Genomic DNA, 14,198 nt, shown 5'->3' on the forward strand with positions numbered 1-14,198 from the left:
CCATGGCGGATTATCCGTCGTTCGCGGATTACGATCCGAGCACGGCCGTGTCCCTGTTCGAAGAGGCCGCGTGGGAGAAGTCGTTCGCCAGCGAGCCCAACGGCGGCAGCTGTGTCGAGGTCAACCTGGGTCGGGAAGGCCTGATCGGGGTCCGGGACACCAAGCTCTCGACCAGCCCGGTCTTCGTGTTCGACTCCGCCGAGTGGGAAGCGTTCCTCGTCGCCGTGAAGGCGGGGCAGTTCGACCTGCCCGCCTGACGTATCCCTTGACTGGGTGATGATGATCACCCGACCGTGTAAGAAAGTGACGAAGGCCCCCTTCCCCTCTACGGAGAAGGAGGCCTTCGCGACGGCGTGGATACGGGCGACTGCCGTATGTGACCGATATCTCACCCGATTGCCGGGAGCTCCCCTCCCCGCAACCGGCCACGGGTCCGGCGCCACGCCAGCACGACGATCACCACGAGCCCGATCAGCGGGAGCGTGCTGATCGCCCAGCTCAGCCCCATCGGCGGTCCCGGCTGTTCGAGCACCGGCAGCGCGCGCAGGTCGCCGGTGCCGGGCCCGGCCGGCCCGTTCACCACGAAGTGGAACGTCCACTCGCCCGGCCGCGGCATCGAGCGGACGTCGAGCCCCCAGACCTCGCGCTTGCGCGGGTGCCGGACCAGCGCCTGGATCCGGTTCTTCCCGCCCTCCGGGTTGATCATCGTGAGCGTGCCGGACTTGTCCGCGATCCCGCCGTCGGGGATGAAGGTGAAGTCCAGCGACTGCTCCGCGCGCAGCGGCCAGGTGCTGAAGCCGATCGTCATCCGGTACGGGCCGGCCTGCACGTGCTCCGTGTGCACGATGTTGACGGGCTCGTACGCGTTCGCCGGCGCTTCGGTGGCGAACAACAGCCCGGCCACGGCGGCCATAGCCAGAAGTGCCTTACGCATCAGCGGTTTCCCCCTTCTTCGCGGGTGCCAGCAGGCAGAGCATCCCGCCGAACCGCCACCCGGCGAACCCGCCGAGCAGCCCCAGCGCCGCGCTGAGCACGGCGGTCGTCGTCAGGTACCAGACCGGCGGCACGTGCGCGCCGGTGTAGAGCATCGCGCGCTGCAGCGGCAGGCTCAGGCCGATCAGCAGCCCGGCGACCCCGCCGACGACCACCGAAACGCGGCCCACGGGCCAGCCGCGACGACGGCCGAGCAGGTAGCCCAGCTCCATCAGCGCGGCCACCGGCAGCAACGCCATCGGCGTCAGCGACGGCATCTGCGGCACCGCGGTGACCACGTCGCGCATCGGCAGGCCGACGAGATCGGCGTAGGACTGCGCCGCCCACGGCGAAAACCACCAGAAGACCGCCTGCACGACCGCGACCATCGCCGCGGTGCCGAGCGCCCCACCCGGGCGCCGCAGGAATCCGGCGCCGACCGCGACCAGCAGCACCGCCATCATCGAGCAGCCGATCGAGACGGCGTCGGCGTAGTCGTCCGGCACCTGCTGCAAACCGAGCGCCAGCACCGGTCCGAAGGTGAGCAGCACGGTGAGCGACGCCAGCGTGCCGACCCGGCCCCAGCGGTGTTCGCGAGCCGCGGCGAACACCGCGGTCGTGCCGATCAGCGACACCGTGATCGACAGCAGCAGGCCGATGTGCGGCGGCGAGTCGATCACCGCGTCGAAGCCGTAGAGGCCGTGCCACCACTGGTCCCAGAGGCCGTACACCAGGAACGTCGCGGCGCCGACCCCCGAGACCAGGTAACCGATCGGGGCCGCGAAGGTCCTGCCGAACACGTTGACCACGCGCCCGCCGACCCGCGGGTCGACCGGCCGGCCCGCGCGCCGCGCCGCCGTCGTCAGCAGCACGACGGCGAGGCTCGCCAGGCCGACGACCGCGCTGCCCGCGTACAGGAACAGGTGCGGCAGCGTGAAGAACGTGTCCGGCCCGACGTCGCTGTGCCACTGGATGTCCCAGGTCAGCCCGACCAGTGACAACAGCGAACCGCCGAGCACGACGTTCGCCGGCAGCAACCCCGTTCGCGCCTGTTTCGCCACCGACGTGGTGTGCACGCCGGATGCGGTGAGATCCATTTCCCCCGACCTTTCTATTTGACCAGCAACGGAAAGACGACCTGCGCGGGCCCGCCCGGGCCCTGCAGCGAGACGGTGATCTCCCACTGCCCGGACATCGGCAGCCCGACGTCCGCGGCGCGGAAGCGGCCGGGCCCGTCCGGCCCGGCGGCCACGGGCGCGAGCGCGTGCCCCATCTGCGCCATGACCGGCGCGACGGTGACGGCTTCGGGCGCCGGCCCGGTCACCGCCACCGCGAACGTGTTGCCGCCGATGCGCGGCTGGTCCGCGGAGAACTGCACGGTGTACGGGCCGGAAGTCGCTTGCTGCGTGGTGGGTTTCGCGCCGCTGCCACCCCACAGCAGCCAGGCGGCCCCGGCCGCGACGACCAGCGCGACCACGGTGATCAGCAACGTCGGGCGTTTCATCGGGCGGCTCCTGTCGTCGGGACGTCGACCACCACGGGGATGGTGAGCACGCGGTAGCCGCGTTCGGCCTGCAGCCAGATCCGGTACCGGCCGGGCGTGGCGAAGGTGTAGGTGAAGCTGACGTCCGGGCCGTAAGCCGCGACCGTCTCGTCGGGCCGGTCGAGCTGGCCCGCGACCGGCGGGATCATGGCGTGGACGTGCGCCCACGTCGGGGCTTTCGCGGCGGCCGCGCCGACGTCCGGCCCGGTGATCGGCCCGGCGATGATGAGGTGCCCGAGCATGCCCAGCCACGGCTGGAGGTCGCCGGCAGGGAAGTGTGCGGTCACGGTGGTCGGCGTGCCGGGGGAGATCGTGAGGTCGACCGGGGTGCCGTCGATCGTGCGCTTTCCGGCGCCGGGCGGTTCGGGCGTGGGCGCGGCGGTGCCCCGCACGTCCACTGTGGACCGGGCCAGCTGGACGCCGCCGCCGCGCCGGACGAGTTCCGCGGCCACGGCGTACGTGCCCGCTTCCGGATCGGCCAGCCGGACGCGGTAGTCGCCGGGGCCGACGCGCACCGGGTGCAGGTGGCTCATCCGCCCCGACGGCGAGACGAGGACCAGGTGCACCAGCGCGTTGTCGTGGATGAGCAGGTCGTCGACCGGCAGCCCGGTGGCGCCGTCGGTGAGCGCCAGCCGCAGGTCGCCGGCTTCGACGCGCACCGCGAGGTTCACCGGCGGCCGTGAGTAGTCCACAGTGGACAACTGGGCGTTCGCGTACGGGTCGGTGACGTTGTCGAACGTCGGGTCGAGCTGACTGCCGGGCGCGGGTGGCGGGGGAGTGCTCGCCGACAGCAGCGCGCCGGTGACCGCGACGGCGAGGGCGGCGACCATGCCGCCCGCCGGGATCAGCGCGAACGCCGTCCGCCGCGCCCGGACCCCGACGGCCAGCGCGAGCAGCAGGAACACCCCCGCCGCGACGAACCCGCCGTAGGTCGCCCTCTCCCACGGCGGCACGACGCGCGCGGGCACGAGGAACGGGATCGTCGCGGCCGGCCCGGTGCCGTCGCTCAGCGAAAGCAGCCACGGCCCGGGCTTGCCGACCTCCAACGTCCCCGGGTACACGCCCGGCTCGGCGCCGAGGACGACGTCACCCCGCGAGGTCACGACGCCGTCGGCCGCGACGGCCAGGTGCAGCGTGCCGGGTGCGGTGCCCTGGTGCGTCACGACGTCGACCCGCAGTGGCGACGGCGTCGTGTCGACCCGCCGGATGATCACGGTCAGCTCGCGCGCGCCGAGCGTCTGCGCCACCTGGACGTCGGCGCCGGTCGGCGCGCCGTCGGCGTGCGCGGTCCCCGTGCCGAGCGCGATCCCCAGCAAGGCCAGCAGGAGCAGCAAAGTCGCTTTAGGTGTGGTCCCCATCGTGGTCTGAACCTAGCGACGTCGCGGGGTGGCGGGCGTCACGGCGGCGAGGGAACCTCGGTCCCCTCCCCGGGGGACCCGGACCCCCGGGGATCTCAGGGGTTCAGGAATTTCCGCAGGTGGGAGACGACTTCGCCGGGCTGCTCCTCGGGCAGGAAGTGCCCGCACTCCGCGAGCGCGACGCCGGTGACGTCGGTCGCGTACTCCCGCCAGATCTCCAGCGTCGGCAATGTGCCGAGCAGGCCGTTCGCGCCCCACAGCGCGAGAACCGGCTGGGTGAGCCGCTTTCCGGCGGCGAAGTCGGCGTCGTCGAGCCCGGCGTCGTCCGGGAAGGAGGCGCGGTAGTCGTCGAAACCGGCCCGCAGCGCGCCGGGCTGGGAGAACGCGCGGACGTACTCGGCGACGGCGTCCGGGTCGAGGGTGTGGCGCTGGTAGGTCCAGCGCTCGTAGAAGTAGCCGAGGTAGCCGGCGATGTTCTGGCCGGCCAGCAGCTCCGGCAGGTCGGGCTGGAGGTGGAAGAGCCAGTGCCAGTAGGCCTTCGCGACGCCGGTGTCGAGGCGCTGCCACATCGCGCGGGTCGGCGCGATGTCGAGCACGGCGAGGCGTTCGACCTGGTCCGGGCGGTCGAGGGCCCAGCGGTGCGCGACGCGGCCGCCGCGGTCGTGCCCGGCGACGGCGACTCGCTCGTAGCCGAGGTGCTCGGCCAGCGCGGCGACGTCGGCGGCCATGGTGCGCTTGTCGTAGCCCGACTTCGGCTTGTCGGTGCGGCCGTAACCACGCAGGTCGGGGGCGATCACGGTGTGCGTCTCGGCCAGCGGTTCGAGGACCTTGTGCCAGCAGTGCGACGTCTGCGGCCAGCCGTGTAGCAGGAACAGTGGCGGACCGTCGCCGGCGCGCAGGTAGTGCATCCGCAGGTCGTTCACCGTCGCCATGTTCCCTAACCGGTTCATGGGGTTAGACGGTACGCGGGGTTCTAACCGCATTCAAGGGTTAGGATGAAGGCATGGAATGGGTCTTCGACGGCGGCCGCGCGTGCCTCGACCTGGTCAACACGCGACGCTCCCGGCACACCGAGGGCGTCGAGCTGCTGACCGGTCCGGACGCGCTGGCCGAGTGGCTCGGCCTGGCCGGCTTCACGACGGGCGCGGTCACGGCCGGGAACGTCCTGGCGGCGAAGGCGTTGCGCGAGGCGATCGACCGCGTGCTGCTCACCCGGTTGCCCAAGTGGAAGGACGTCGACCTGGTGAACACCACGGCCGCCGCGGCCCCGGCCGCACCCCCGCGGCTGGCGTTCGGCGACGGCGGGTTGTGTCGCGAAGTCCCGACGCCGCCGGACCCGGTGGCGTCGGCGTTCGCGGCGTTGGCGGCGGACGCGATCGACCTCGCGCCAAGCGGCGCCGCGGTCCGCATCTGCGCGGCCGACGACTGCGGCCTGCGCTTCAGCGACGCGTCCCCCCGGCGCAACCGCCAGTGGTGCTCGATGGCCCGCTGCGGCAACCGCGCGAAAGCCCGCGCCCACTACGCCCGGCTCCGCTCCGACACCCCCTGACGCCCCAACCGCAACTTTCTCAGCGAAAGCTCCACCGGAGACGCTGAGCGGCACTTTCCCTACGAAAGATGCGTCTCGGGGCGGGCGCCGGGGCCGTCGTCGTGGCGCACCAGCAGGCGGTAGGCGCGGGGGTGGGCGCGGAACCAGACGTTCAGCTTCCCGACCCAGCGCATCGGCGCCGTCCGCAGCCAGGCCGGGATCGGCGTGCAGACCAGCCGTACGAGGCCCGCGAACCGCTTGAACCGCCGCTGGTCGCGGTCTGTCCACTGTAGATCGAGACGGGTCCGGACCGCCGGCGGCAGCGTCGCGCTGATCAGGAACAGCTAGCCGCGGACGTGCCGCCGCCACCACGAGTCCGGCAGCCACGAGACCGGCTTCCGGACCGTCCGGAACGTCTCGAAGAGCGTCTCGAGCGTCGCGTTCGGCTCGAAACCCGCGACCATCCCGTCGTAGTAACGCTCGAACGCGGCCCAGTCCGGCGGCAGGTCCTGCTCGCGCACGCCGAGCAGCCGGCCGATGTCGCACATCTGCGCGTAGTACTCGTCCAGCTCCGAAGTGGACAGTGCTCGGCCGAAGAACCGTTGCGCGTCAACGGGAGCCTTCACGAGCGTGGCGTGCACCCAGGCGTACGCGGCCGGGTTCAGCGCGCTGTACCGATGTCCTTCGGAGACGCCGGTGAAGCCGCGGTGCAACTCCCGTAACCGGCAAGCCTCGACCCGGGCGCCGGATGGACCGCCGTAGACGTAGATCGCGAGCGACGCGACGGTGCGCATCAGCCGCGTCCACGGGTCTTCCGTGTAGTTCGAGTGATCGCGCACGCCGGCCGCGACGACCGGGTGCGCCACCTGCAGTACCAGGACCTGCCCGGCCAGCAGCCCGTCGCGGAAGTCGCCGAAGTACTTCCACGCGGCTGTTCCGCGCACGATCGGCCGGGCCATCAGGCGCCGCGGATCAGCATCATCAACGGCTCGGCGATCGGCGTCGCGGTGTCGCCGGTGGCCAGCCGGCGCAGCTGCAGCCCGGCGATCAGCGCGACGACCGGCCCGGCCAGCCGCCGCGGCTCCGGCACGGCCAGCGCTTCGAGGATCGTCACGGCGAGTTCGTCGTACGCCGCGAAGCAGCGCGAAGACGCTTCGCGCAGCTCCGGGTCGCGCGCGGACTGGAGGTACAGCTCGTGCGCGCCGAGCTCGTCGGCGCCGAACGGCAGCTGCGCGATCACGTGCTCGACGATCGTCGCCGCCTGCTCGAGGCTGAGACCGTCCGACCGGTGGCCGTCGACGATCGCGCCGAGCTTGGTCGTTTCCTCTTCGACGAACAGCAGCATCGCCTCGCGCAGGAGCGCCGTCTGGCTGGGGAAGTGGTAGGTGAGCGTGCCGAGCGAAACGCCGGCCGCGGCGACGATCCGGCGGTTCGTGAGGCCGCCGACGCCGTGTTCGCCGACGACGGTCAGCGCGCCGCGCAGGATGGCTTCCCGGGTGCTTACCAGCTTGTCTCGGGATGCCGCTCCGGCCACCGCTCGACCTCTTCCAGTTGCGCGGCAAGCGAAATCAGCCGCTCCTCGGCGTGCGACGGGCCGAGCAGCTGGGCCCCGAGCGGGAGCCCGCCTGCCGTGCGCCCGGCCGGGACGCCGACCCCGGGCCAGCCCAGCACGTTCCACGGCCAAGCGTACGGGCAGGCGGCGATCATGGCCTGGTCGGTCTCCCAGGCGGAGAGGCCGTCGAAGGTGCCGATCGGCGGTGGCGGGGTGGCGGTCGTCGGCGTCAGCAGGACGTCGACGCGGCCGAAGACCGAGCCGATCCGGCGGTGCAGCCCCGGCTCGAGCGCGCGGGCGAGCCGCAGCGCGGGCCCGGCGAGCAGCCGGCCCTGACCGGCGTTGCTGCGGGTGCGCGGGTCGAGCCCGGCGCGGTCGGGCACCCGCAGCGTCCAGTCGCGGACGCCGGTGAGCGAGCGCGGCAGGAACGTCAGGCCGATCAGCCCGTAGTCCGGCTCGATCTCGACGATCTCGTGGCCCAGCCCGGCGAGCGACTCGGCGAGGCGGCGCACGGCGGCTTCGACGACCGGGTCGAGCCGGGTCCTGGTGGCGGTGAACGGGATCCGCGTCGACAGCCCGATCCGCAGCCGCCCGGGCTCGCGGGCCGCGGCCGCCCGGAACGTCCGTCCGGTGCCCGTGGTGGTGTCGAGCAGCAGGGCGGCGTCTTCGACGGTGCGGGCGAGCGGGCCGAGCACGGTCAGGCCGTGGAACAGCTCGCCGTCGGTGGGGATGCGGCCGCGCTGGGGCTTGATGCCGACGAGCCCAGTCCACGCGGCGGGGATCCGCACCGAGCCGGCGCCGTCCGAGCCGAGCGCGGCCGCGATGACCCCCGACGCCACCGCGGCCGCGCTCCCGCCCGAGGAACCGCCGGGCGTGTGCCCGAGGTCCCAGGGGTTGCGTGTGGTCCCGAAGGCCGGCCCTTCGGTGAACGGCCATTGGCCCAGCTCGGGCGTGTTCGTCTTGCCGATGATCACGGCGCCGGCTTCGCGCAGGAGCGCGACGGCGGGCGCGTCCCGGGTGGCGGCAGGGAAGGTGCCGGGACAGCCGAACGCGGTGGGCAGGCCGGTGAGGTCGACGTCGTCCTTGATCGCGACGGGCACGCCGAGCAGCGGCCCGCGTTCACCGGCCGCGAGCCGCCGGTCGGCCGCGGCGGCGTCGGCCCGGGCGTCGTCGTCGCGGAGGTAGCGGAAGGCGTTGAGCGTCGGCTGGCTCGCGTGCGCCCGGCCGAGCGCGGCCGCGGTCAGTTCCGCCGCGGTGACCTCGCCCGCGGTGAGCTGGGCGGCCTGCGCGGCGAGCCCGGTGAAGTCGAGCCCGGTCTTCGGTGTCGCGGTCATGGCTGCCCCCGAGGGTTCTCGTTCGTTCGAACGAACGTTACCGGATACCGACGGTCTCCGGCCACTCCCGCTTTACTGTGGGCGGACAACCGAGCCTGGAGGGCCGATGACGTTCGACTTCGACCGATTCCCGACCGCCGCGCTGGACGCCGTGCCCCGCGTCGACCTGGGTGGCTGGCCGACGCCGCTGCACGAAGCGCCCCGGCTCGGCGAAGCCCTCGGCCTGCCGAACCTCCTGCTCAAGCGCGACGACGTCCACCCGCTCGGCGCGGGCGGCAACAAACTCCGCAAGCTGGAGTACCACCTCGGCGCCGCCCTCGAGGCCGGCGCGGACACCGTCATCACGTTCGGCGCGCTGCAGACCAACCACGGCCGCCAGACCGCCGCGGCCTGCGCGAAGCTCGGCCTGCGCTGCGAACTCGTCCTCACCGCGAAGGTCCCGCGCGACGGCGACGCGTACGAGCACTCCGGAAACATCCCGCTCGACTGGCTCTTCGGCGCGACCGTCCACGTCTGCGCCGACGGCGAGGAGACCGGCCGGACGTACGACCGGCTCGTCGCCGAAGCCGCGCGAGAAGGCCGGAAGATCGCCATGGTCCCGGTCGGCGGCTCGAACGACCTCGGCGCGCTCGGCTACGTCCGCGCCACCTACGAGCTCGCGACTCAGCTCGCCGAACGCGGTATCGAGCGCGCCCACCTCGTCGTCCCGCACGCCAGCGGCGGCACGGCGGCCGGGGTGGCCCTGGCCGCCGGGCTGCTCGGCGGCCTCGGCGTCGGCGTCGCCTGCGTCAGCCACCCGCTCGACGAGGCGACCGAGAACCTGCGCGAACTCACCTCCGGCGCGGCGAAGCTGCTCGGCGTCGAACCGCCGTCGCTCGACCACGTCCGGCTGGGCGACTCCACGCTCGGCCCCGGCTACGGCATCCCGACCGACGCGGTCTGGGACGCGCTAAGGCTGTTCGGGCGCACGGAAGGCGTCGTGCTCGATCCGGTCTACACCGGCAAGGTGGCCGCCGCGCTGGTCGAGTGGGCGGGGCACTTCGCCCCGGACGACCACGTGGTGTTCCTGCACACCGGCGGCATGCCCGGCCTGTACGGCTACGCGCCCGAATTCGCGGCGGCTGTCGAACGCTGACTCCAGCCGGGTCGCCACCCGCAGCAAGGTGAACAGCAGCACGACGTCCGCGAGCAGCAACGCCCGCTGCGTGACGCCGATCGGCACCACGTCCGAAACCGCGTGGAACGGTTCGACGCCGGCTTCGCTCAGCCGCACGAACACGAAGCTCAGGGCGAAGAGGCCGAACGCGACCGCGCTCAGCCGGAGCGCGCGCACGACGGCGACGCGCTCCGGCCGCCCCTTCAGCGGCTCCAGTAACGTGAACGCCGCGCCGGGCAGGCTGCAGAACGCGACCAGGCACGCGTAGAGGTGGACCTCGCCGCTCAGCGGGTTCGGCGCCTCCGGGTAGCTCGCCGGGAACACCGCGGCGGCGGCCATCCCGAGCGACCAGAGCGCGAGCAGCAGCCGCGTCGTCCGCGACAGCGGCACACCCGCGACGTGCAGCGCGCCGAGCACCGCCAGCGAGCCGATGGCCAGTGACAGCACGCTCGCCGCGAGCATGCCCTCACCCCGGTCCGTGACGGTGTAGCTCGACAGCGTGTCGTACACCGGGTCGTGCGAGCTGATGATGTGCAGCACCACGGCCGTGAACAGCCCCCAGCCGATCGCGCACACCGCGACGAGCCGCCACGGGCGGGTGCGTTTCCCCTGTTCCGTCCCCATGCCGTCCAGGGTCCCGAAGAACCGGACGGCGGTGATCCGGGAAGACCCTGAATCAGACCCTGGAACAGGCCGCGAAGTCGACGAGGACGAGCGCCTGGTCGTCGTGGCGTTTCGGACGCGGCCAGCGGTCGCCGTCGGGGTCCTGCTTCTCCGCCGTGCGGACGGCGTCGAGGACCGCGTCCGGCCCCTTGGCGCGGGTGGTCGCCAGGACTTCGCGCCAGTCGAACAGCGTGTACTGGTCGACGCCGATGGACACGCCGTCGCTCGCGAGCAGGACGGCGTCGACGTCGGCCCGCGGCCAGCTGCGCCGGACCGAGTGCGCGGCGGCGCCCGGATCGGCCTCGGCGACCCAGAAGCCGTCGTGGGCGTTGCGCCGGCGCCGGACGTCGGCGCCGGTCTGCAGCATCCCGCGTCGCCGCAGGCCCGCGAGCCGGTCGTCCGAGACGACGTCGACGCCGTCGGTGCCGAAACCGCCGAAGCCGATCACCGGGCTGTCGGCGAGGACCAGCGCGTCGACGCGGTCGTCGAGCCAGCGCACGGCCGCGACGGTGCTCGACGGCGAGCGCTGGGGGCGCAGCTCGTTCTCCGCCGTGACGACGGCGATCGCCGTGGTCAGGACGTCGGTGAGGTCGGCTTCGGGCGTCGTGCGCAGGTCGTCGGCGAGCCGCCGGGCCAGCCGTTCCGCGTACCAGCCGCCCGGGGGCAGCGAGGGGTCCGACGAGGTGGCGCCGTCGAGGAGCAGAACCGCGTTGTCCAGCACGACGACGTGGTCTTCGGTCGGGCGGGGGTGGCCGTCGGCGCCCACCCCGGCCCGCTCGGCGATCACGATCTCGGGCATCACCCGACTGTACGGCTCCCGGGCGGGTTCCTCGCGCTGACGACGTCAACTCAGGTTGACAAGGCCGAGACGTCAACGTAGGTTGACATCATGACGGAAGCGACGGACCTGGCCGCCCGGGCCGGCGACCGCGATCCCCGAGTGGGACTGCGCGCGGTCGCCGCGCTCCGGCGGCTGTTGGAACAACTGGAGACCGTGCAGGTCCGCAGTGCGCGGATGCACGGGTGGTCGTGGCAGGAGATCGCCGCCGAGCTGGGGGTCAGCCGGCAGGCCGTGCACAAGAAGTACGGGAGGAACTGATGTTCGAGAGGTTCACGGCCGACGCGCGGCTGGCGGTGGTCGAGGCGCAGATCGTGGCGCGGGAGTCCGGGTCGGTGGAGATCGCGCCGCCGCACCTGCTCGCCGGGCTGGTCAAGATCGCCGACGGCGACGGCGTCCGGCTGCTCGCCGAGCTGGGCGTCTCCACCGAAGACGTCACCGCGGAACTGGAGCGCACCCGCCGCCGCGGCGGGGTCAGCGACGCCGACGCCGAAGCGCTCACCGAGTTCGGCATCGACGTCGAGCAGATCGTGGAACGCGTCGAGCAGACCCACGGCGCGGGCGCCCTCGCCGGCCGGCTCGGCAAGGCCAAGCGCGGGCACATCCCGTTCACCGCCCAGTCGAAGAAGACGCTCGAGCTGAGCCTCAAAGAAGCCGTCCGGCTGGGGGACAAGCACCTGGGGCAGGAGCACATCCTGCTGGCGCTGGCCCAGCAACGCGGCACCGACGACGTCCTCGCCCGCCGTGGCGCCGACTACGTCACGCTGCGGCGGATCGTGCAGCAGCGCAAGGCGGGTTAGTGAACGGGCTCCTGCTCTTCGCGCTGCGGTTCGCGCCACACGACCCGGGGCAGCAGGATCTGGGTCAGCGGACCGATCGCGAGGGCGTAGAGCACGGTGCCGACCCCGACGGTCCCGCCGAGCAGGAACCCCGCGCCGACCACGGTGACCTCGATGCCGGTCCGGACCAGCCGGACCGACCAGCCGGTGCGCCCGGCGAGCCCGGTCATCAGGCCGTCGCGGGGGCCCGGGCCGAGCCGGGCGCCGACGTAGGTGGCGGTCGCGACGGCGTTCAGCAGGACCCCGCCGACCAGGAGCGCGATCTGCCAACCGAGGTCGTGCTGGTCCGGGAGCACCGCCCGGACCAGGTCGACCACCACCGAGATGACCACGACGTTCGCGATGGTGCCGATCCCGGGCCGCTGGCGCAGCGGGATCCACAGCAGGAGCACGGCCACCGAGACCACGCCGGTCACGGTGCCGAACGTGAGACCGGTGCGTTTCATGACGCCTTCGGCCAGCACGCTCCACGGTTCCAGGCCCAGGCGGGCCCGGGTGACCAGGGCGACGCTGGCGCCGTAGAGGGCGAGGCCCGCGAGCAGCTGGAAGCTGCGGCGGGCGGGGTCACGGGAGATCCGGACGGGCCGGAGATCGATCTGAGCCACGTCACCACTATCGACGTCAAGTGGCCTTGTAAACCATAGCCAATTCCAGGATATTGGCCTGATGGAACCCACGCTCCCACTGGGTGGACGCATCTCCGGTCCGCGACTGGCCGTCATGCTGGGCTCGTGGCGGCAAGGCTCCCGGCAGGGTGCGGCCGACCTCGCCGCGGCCATCGAGCTGCAGGTGCTCGACGGCCAGCTCCCGCTCGGCACCCGGCTGCCCGCCGAGCGCGAGCTGGCCGACGCGCTCGGCGCCAGCCGGACGCTCATCGGCGGCGCGCTGGACCGCTTGCGGGACAACGGGTTCGTCGCCAGCCGCCGCGGCGCGGGGTCGTGGATCGCCGCGCCGGGGCGGCGTCGCCGCGAGCCGCTCGCCGCGGTCGGCGACGACCTGATCGACTTCACCCACGCGTCGTCACCGGCCATCCCGGGCATGATCGGCGCGGTCGACGTCGCCCGCCGCGAGCTCCTCGGCCACCTGGGGGACCACGGCTACCAGGAGCGCGGCCTGCTCGGCCTGCGCGAGAAGATCGCCCAGCGCTACACCGAGCGCGGGCTGCCGACGACGTCCGCGCAGGTCATGGTCACCAACGGCGCGCACCACGCGTTCGTGCTGGCCCTGCGCATGCTCGCGGGCCCGGGCGACCGCGTGCTGGTCGAGCAGCCGACCTACCCGAACGCGCTGGAGGCGATCCGCGCCGCGCACGCGATCCCGGTGCCGGTGGCGCTCGACCCGACCGGTGCGCGCGGCTGGGACATCGCCGGCGTCGACGCGGCGCTGCGCCAGGCGGCCCCGCGGTTCGCCTACCTCGTCGTCGACTTCCAGAACCCGACCGGCCTGCGTCTGGACGCCGAAGGGCGCGAACGGCTCGGCGCGGTCCTCACCCGCGCGCGGACGCCGGTGGTGGTGGACGAGACGCTGGTGGAGCTGGACCTCGAGGGTGATCCGCTGGACGGCCCGCCGCCGCTGGCCGCGTTCGCCGGTGACCTGGCGATCTGCGTCGGCTCAGCGTCGAAGTCGCACTGGGGCGGGCTGCGGATCGGCTGGATCCGCGCATCGGAGGACCTGCTCGGCCGCCTGGTTTCGGCGCGCTACGCGGTGGACCTGGGGTCGCCGGTGTTCGAGCAGGTGGTGTTCACGGAGCTGCTGGGCGACGAGGGCTGGGCCGCGCTGGGCCGCCGTCGCACGGAGCTGCGCGGCAACCGCGACGCCCTGGTTTCGGCGGTGCACACGCACTTGCCGGAGTGGACGTTCAGCCTGCCCAAGGGCGGGCTTTCGCTGTGGTGCCGGATGCCGGAGCCGGTGAGCTCCCGGCTGGCGGTGGCGGCCGCGGGGCACGGCATCCAGATCGCGCCGGGCTCGCGCTTCGGCGTCCACGGCGGCCTGGAGCGCTGGATCCGGCTGCCGTTCTCACTGCCGCCGGAGCGGATCGACGAAGCCGTCCGGCGGCTGAGCGCCGCGGCGGCCGCGGTCCAGGGCACCCCGCGCTCCCTGGACGTCCCGATCTCCTAGGAAGAACAAACCGGTGCGCCGGATGCGAGCCTGCTCCCAGGGATGGGCGGCGTTCGTGTGCATCCGGCGCACCGGTCTGTTTCCACCACCCGCGGCGGTACGTGACTCCGCTGCGGGTACCGCGGCTTCCCGGCACAGCCCCTCGACGTGCCGGGAAGCCGGCGGCTCAGGCGGGCTCTCGGTAAAGCGAGTCCCTGCTCGGCGCGGTGAGCAGGAACTCCCGGAGCACGCCCGGTGTGGGTCCCGGCGTCGCAGGGGCAGTGCGACGCCGGGACCGGGATCCGACCCGGCCGGGCG

Annotated in this window: 15 protein-coding genes and 2 pseudogenes; 6 read left to right on the forward strand and 11 right to left on the reverse strand. The window is 73.0% G+C overall.

Features of this window, described 5'->3' with window-relative positions; all coding sequences use genetic code 11:
• Nucleotides 1–2 precede the first annotated feature (2 nt).
• Nucleotides 3–257, forward strand: coding sequence for a DUF397 domain-containing protein (locus tag MUY22_RS14500; protein ID WP_247060194.1), 255 nt, complete (start codon nt 3–5; stop codon nt 255–257).
• Nucleotides 258–388: 131 nt separating this feature from the next.
• Here MUY22_RS14500 and MUY22_RS14505 read toward each other — a convergent pair whose 3' ends face one another.
• From MUY22_RS14505 to MUY22_RS14525, 5 genes are all read right to left on the reverse strand, one after another.
• Complete coding sequence (locus MUY22_RS14505) at nt 389–934, reverse strand: hypothetical protein (RefSeq protein WP_247060195.1); 546 nt, start codon at nt 932–934, stop codon at nt 389–391.
• Nucleotides 927–2,069, reverse strand: coding sequence for a hypothetical protein (locus MUY22_RS14510; RefSeq protein WP_247060196.1), 1,143 nt, complete (start codon nt 2,067–2,069; stop codon nt 927–929). The genes MUY22_RS14505 and MUY22_RS14510 overlap by 8 nt, the downstream gene beginning before the upstream one ends.
• Nucleotides 2,070–2,083: 14 nt before the next feature.
• Nucleotides 2,084–2,476, reverse strand: a complete 393-nt coding sequence (locus MUY22_RS14515; protein ID WP_247060197.1) for a FixH family protein — start codon at nt 2,474–2,476, stop codon at nt 2,084–2,086.
• Entirely contained in the window at nt 2,473–3,873 is a 1,401-nt protein-coding gene (locus MUY22_RS14520) for a hypothetical protein (protein WP_247060199.1), read from the reverse strand. Before MUY22_RS14520 ends, MUY22_RS14515 begins: the two co-directional genes overlap by 4 nt.
• Nucleotides 3,874–3,968: 95 nt before the next feature.
• Nucleotides 3,969–4,823, reverse strand: a complete 855-nt coding sequence (locus tag MUY22_RS14525; protein WP_247060201.1) for an alpha/beta fold hydrolase — start codon at nt 4,821–4,823, stop codon at nt 3,969–3,971.
• A 53-nt stretch (nt 4,824–4,876) separates the two neighbouring features.
• Between MUY22_RS14525 and MUY22_RS14530 the strand changes: the two genes are divergently transcribed.
• Nucleotides 4,877–5,422 carry an ABATE domain-containing protein gene (locus tag MUY22_RS14530; protein ID WP_247060202.1) on the forward strand — a complete coding sequence of 182 codons (546 nt, stop codon included), beginning with the start codon at nt 4,877–4,879 and terminating at the stop codon, nt 5,420–5,422.
• A gap of 59 nt (nt 5,423–5,481) precedes the next feature.
• On the opposite strand, the pseudogene MUY22_RS14535 reads toward MUY22_RS14530, so the two are convergent.
• The 3 genes and pseudogenes from MUY22_RS14535 to MUY22_RS14545 all read right to left on the reverse strand — a co-directional run bounded on the left by MUY22_RS14535 (nt 5,482) and on the right by MUY22_RS14545 (nt 8,287).
• A pseudogene (locus MUY22_RS14535) lies at nt 5,482–6,360 on the reverse strand (oxygenase MpaB family protein).
• A complete protein-coding gene (locus tag MUY22_RS14540; RefSeq protein WP_247060203.1) occupies nt 6,360–6,935 on the reverse strand; it encodes a TetR/AcrR family transcriptional regulator in 576 nt (191 codons plus the stop codon). Before MUY22_RS14540 ends, MUY22_RS14535 begins: the two are co-directional and overlap by 1 nt.
• Nucleotides 6,902–8,287, reverse strand: coding sequence for an amidase (locus MUY22_RS14545; protein ID WP_247060204.1), 1,386 nt, complete (start codon nt 8,285–8,287; stop codon nt 6,902–6,904). The genes MUY22_RS14540 and MUY22_RS14545 overlap by 34 nt, the downstream gene beginning before the upstream one ends.
• A 106-nt stretch (nt 8,288–8,393) precedes the next feature.
• On the opposite strand from MUY22_RS14545, the gene MUY22_RS14550 reads away from it, so the two are divergent.
• On the forward strand, nt 8,394–9,422 hold the full coding sequence (locus MUY22_RS14550; protein WP_247060205.1) for a D-cysteine desulfhydrase family protein: 1,029 nt from the start codon (nt 8,394–8,396) through the stop codon (nt 9,420–9,422).
• 81 nt (nt 9,423–9,503) lie between these two features.
• Here MUY22_RS14550 and MUY22_RS14555 read toward each other — a convergent pair.
• Together MUY22_RS14555 and MUY22_RS14560 are read right to left on the reverse strand one after the other, a co-directional pair.
• Nucleotides 9,504–10,067, reverse strand: a pseudogene (locus MUY22_RS14555) (DUF998 domain-containing protein); the annotation flags it as partial.
• Between the two features lie 52 nt (nt 10,068–10,119).
• A complete protein-coding gene (locus tag MUY22_RS14560; protein ID WP_247060206.1) occupies nt 10,120–10,905 on the reverse strand; it encodes a protein phosphatase 2C domain-containing protein in 786 nt (261 codons plus the stop codon).
• Nucleotides 10,906–10,995: 90 nt separating this feature from the next.
• Between MUY22_RS14560 and MUY22_RS14565 the strand changes: the two genes are divergently transcribed.
• Both MUY22_RS14565 and MUY22_RS14570 read left to right on the forward strand, forming a co-directional pair.
• Nucleotides 10,996–11,205: an ECF-type sigma factor gene (locus MUY22_RS14565; protein WP_247060207.1), complete on the forward strand. Its 210-nt coding sequence runs from the start codon at nt 10,996–10,998 to the stop codon at nt 11,203–11,205.
• Nucleotides 11,205–11,744, forward strand: coding sequence for a Clp protease N-terminal domain-containing protein (locus MUY22_RS14570; RefSeq protein ID WP_247060208.1), 540 nt, complete (start codon nt 11,205–11,207; stop codon nt 11,742–11,744). Before MUY22_RS14565 ends, MUY22_RS14570 begins: the two co-directional genes overlap by 1 nt.
• Here MUY22_RS14570 and MUY22_RS14575 read toward each other — a convergent pair.
• On the reverse strand, nt 11,741–12,388 hold the full coding sequence (locus MUY22_RS14575; protein WP_247060210.1) for a YitT family protein: 648 nt from the start codon (nt 12,386–12,388) through the stop codon (nt 11,741–11,743). The two genes, MUY22_RS14570 and MUY22_RS14575, sit on opposite strands and share 4 nt — an antisense overlap.
• A 61-nt stretch (nt 12,389–12,449) precedes the next feature.
• On the opposite strand from MUY22_RS14575, the gene MUY22_RS14580 reads away from it, so the two are divergent.
• A complete protein-coding gene (locus tag MUY22_RS14580; protein ID WP_247060211.1) occupies nt 12,450–13,901 on the forward strand; it encodes a PLP-dependent aminotransferase family protein in 1,452 nt (483 codons plus the stop codon).
• Nucleotides 13,902–14,198: the final 297 nt, after the last annotated feature.

This window comes from Amycolatopsis sp. WQ 127309 (assembly GCF_023023025.1).
GTDB lineage: Bacteria > Actinomycetota > Actinomycetes > Mycobacteriales > Pseudonocardiaceae > Amycolatopsis.

Excerpts from the sequence above, each read along its gene's own strand:
- MUY22_RS14500 (WP_247060194.1), top strand. The coding sequence starts at position 3 with ATGGCGGATTATCCGTCGTTCGCGGATTACGATCCGAGCACGGCCGTG.
- MUY22_RS14505 (WP_247060195.1), bottom strand. The coding sequence starts at position 934 with ATGCGTAAGGCACTTCTGGCTATGGCCGCCGTGGCCGGGCTGTTGTTC.
- MUY22_RS14510 (WP_247060196.1), bottom strand. The coding sequence starts at position 2,069 with ATGGATCTCACCGCATCCGGCGTGCACACCACGTCGGTGGCGAAACAG.
- MUY22_RS14515 (WP_247060197.1), bottom strand. The coding sequence starts at position 2,476 with ATGAAACGCCCGACGTTGCTGATCACCGTGGTCGCGCTGGTCGTCGCG.
- MUY22_RS14520 (WP_247060199.1), bottom strand. The coding sequence starts at position 3,873 with ATGGGGACCACACCTAAAGCGACTTTGCTGCTCCTGCTGGCCTTGCTG.
- MUY22_RS14525 (WP_247060201.1), bottom strand. The coding sequence starts at position 4,823 with ATGAACCGGTTAGGGAACATGGCGACGGTGAACGACCTGCGGATGCAC.
- MUY22_RS14530 (WP_247060202.1), top strand. The coding sequence starts at position 4,877 with ATGGAATGGGTCTTCGACGGCGGCCGCGCGTGCCTCGACCTGGTCAAC.
- MUY22_RS14545 (WP_247060204.1), bottom strand. The coding sequence starts at position 8,287 with ATGACCGCGACACCGAAGACCGGGCTCGACTTCACCGGGCTCGCCGCG.
- MUY22_RS14550 (WP_247060205.1), top strand. The coding sequence starts at position 8,394 with ATGACGTTCGACTTCGACCGATTCCCGACCGCCGCGCTGGACGCCGTG.
- MUY22_RS14560 (WP_247060206.1), bottom strand. The coding sequence starts at position 10,905 with ATGCCCGAGATCGTGATCGCCGAGCGGGCCGGGGTGGGCGCCGACGGC.
- MUY22_RS14565 (WP_247060207.1), top strand. The coding sequence starts at position 10,996 with ATGACGGAAGCGACGGACCTGGCCGCCCGGGCCGGCGACCGCGATCCC.
- MUY22_RS14570 (WP_247060208.1), top strand. The coding sequence starts at position 11,205 with ATGTTCGAGAGGTTCACGGCCGACGCGCGGCTGGCGGTGGTCGAGGCG.
- MUY22_RS14580 (WP_247060211.1), top strand. The coding sequence starts at position 12,450 with ATGGAACCCACGCTCCCACTGGGTGGACGCATCTCCGGTCCGCGACTG.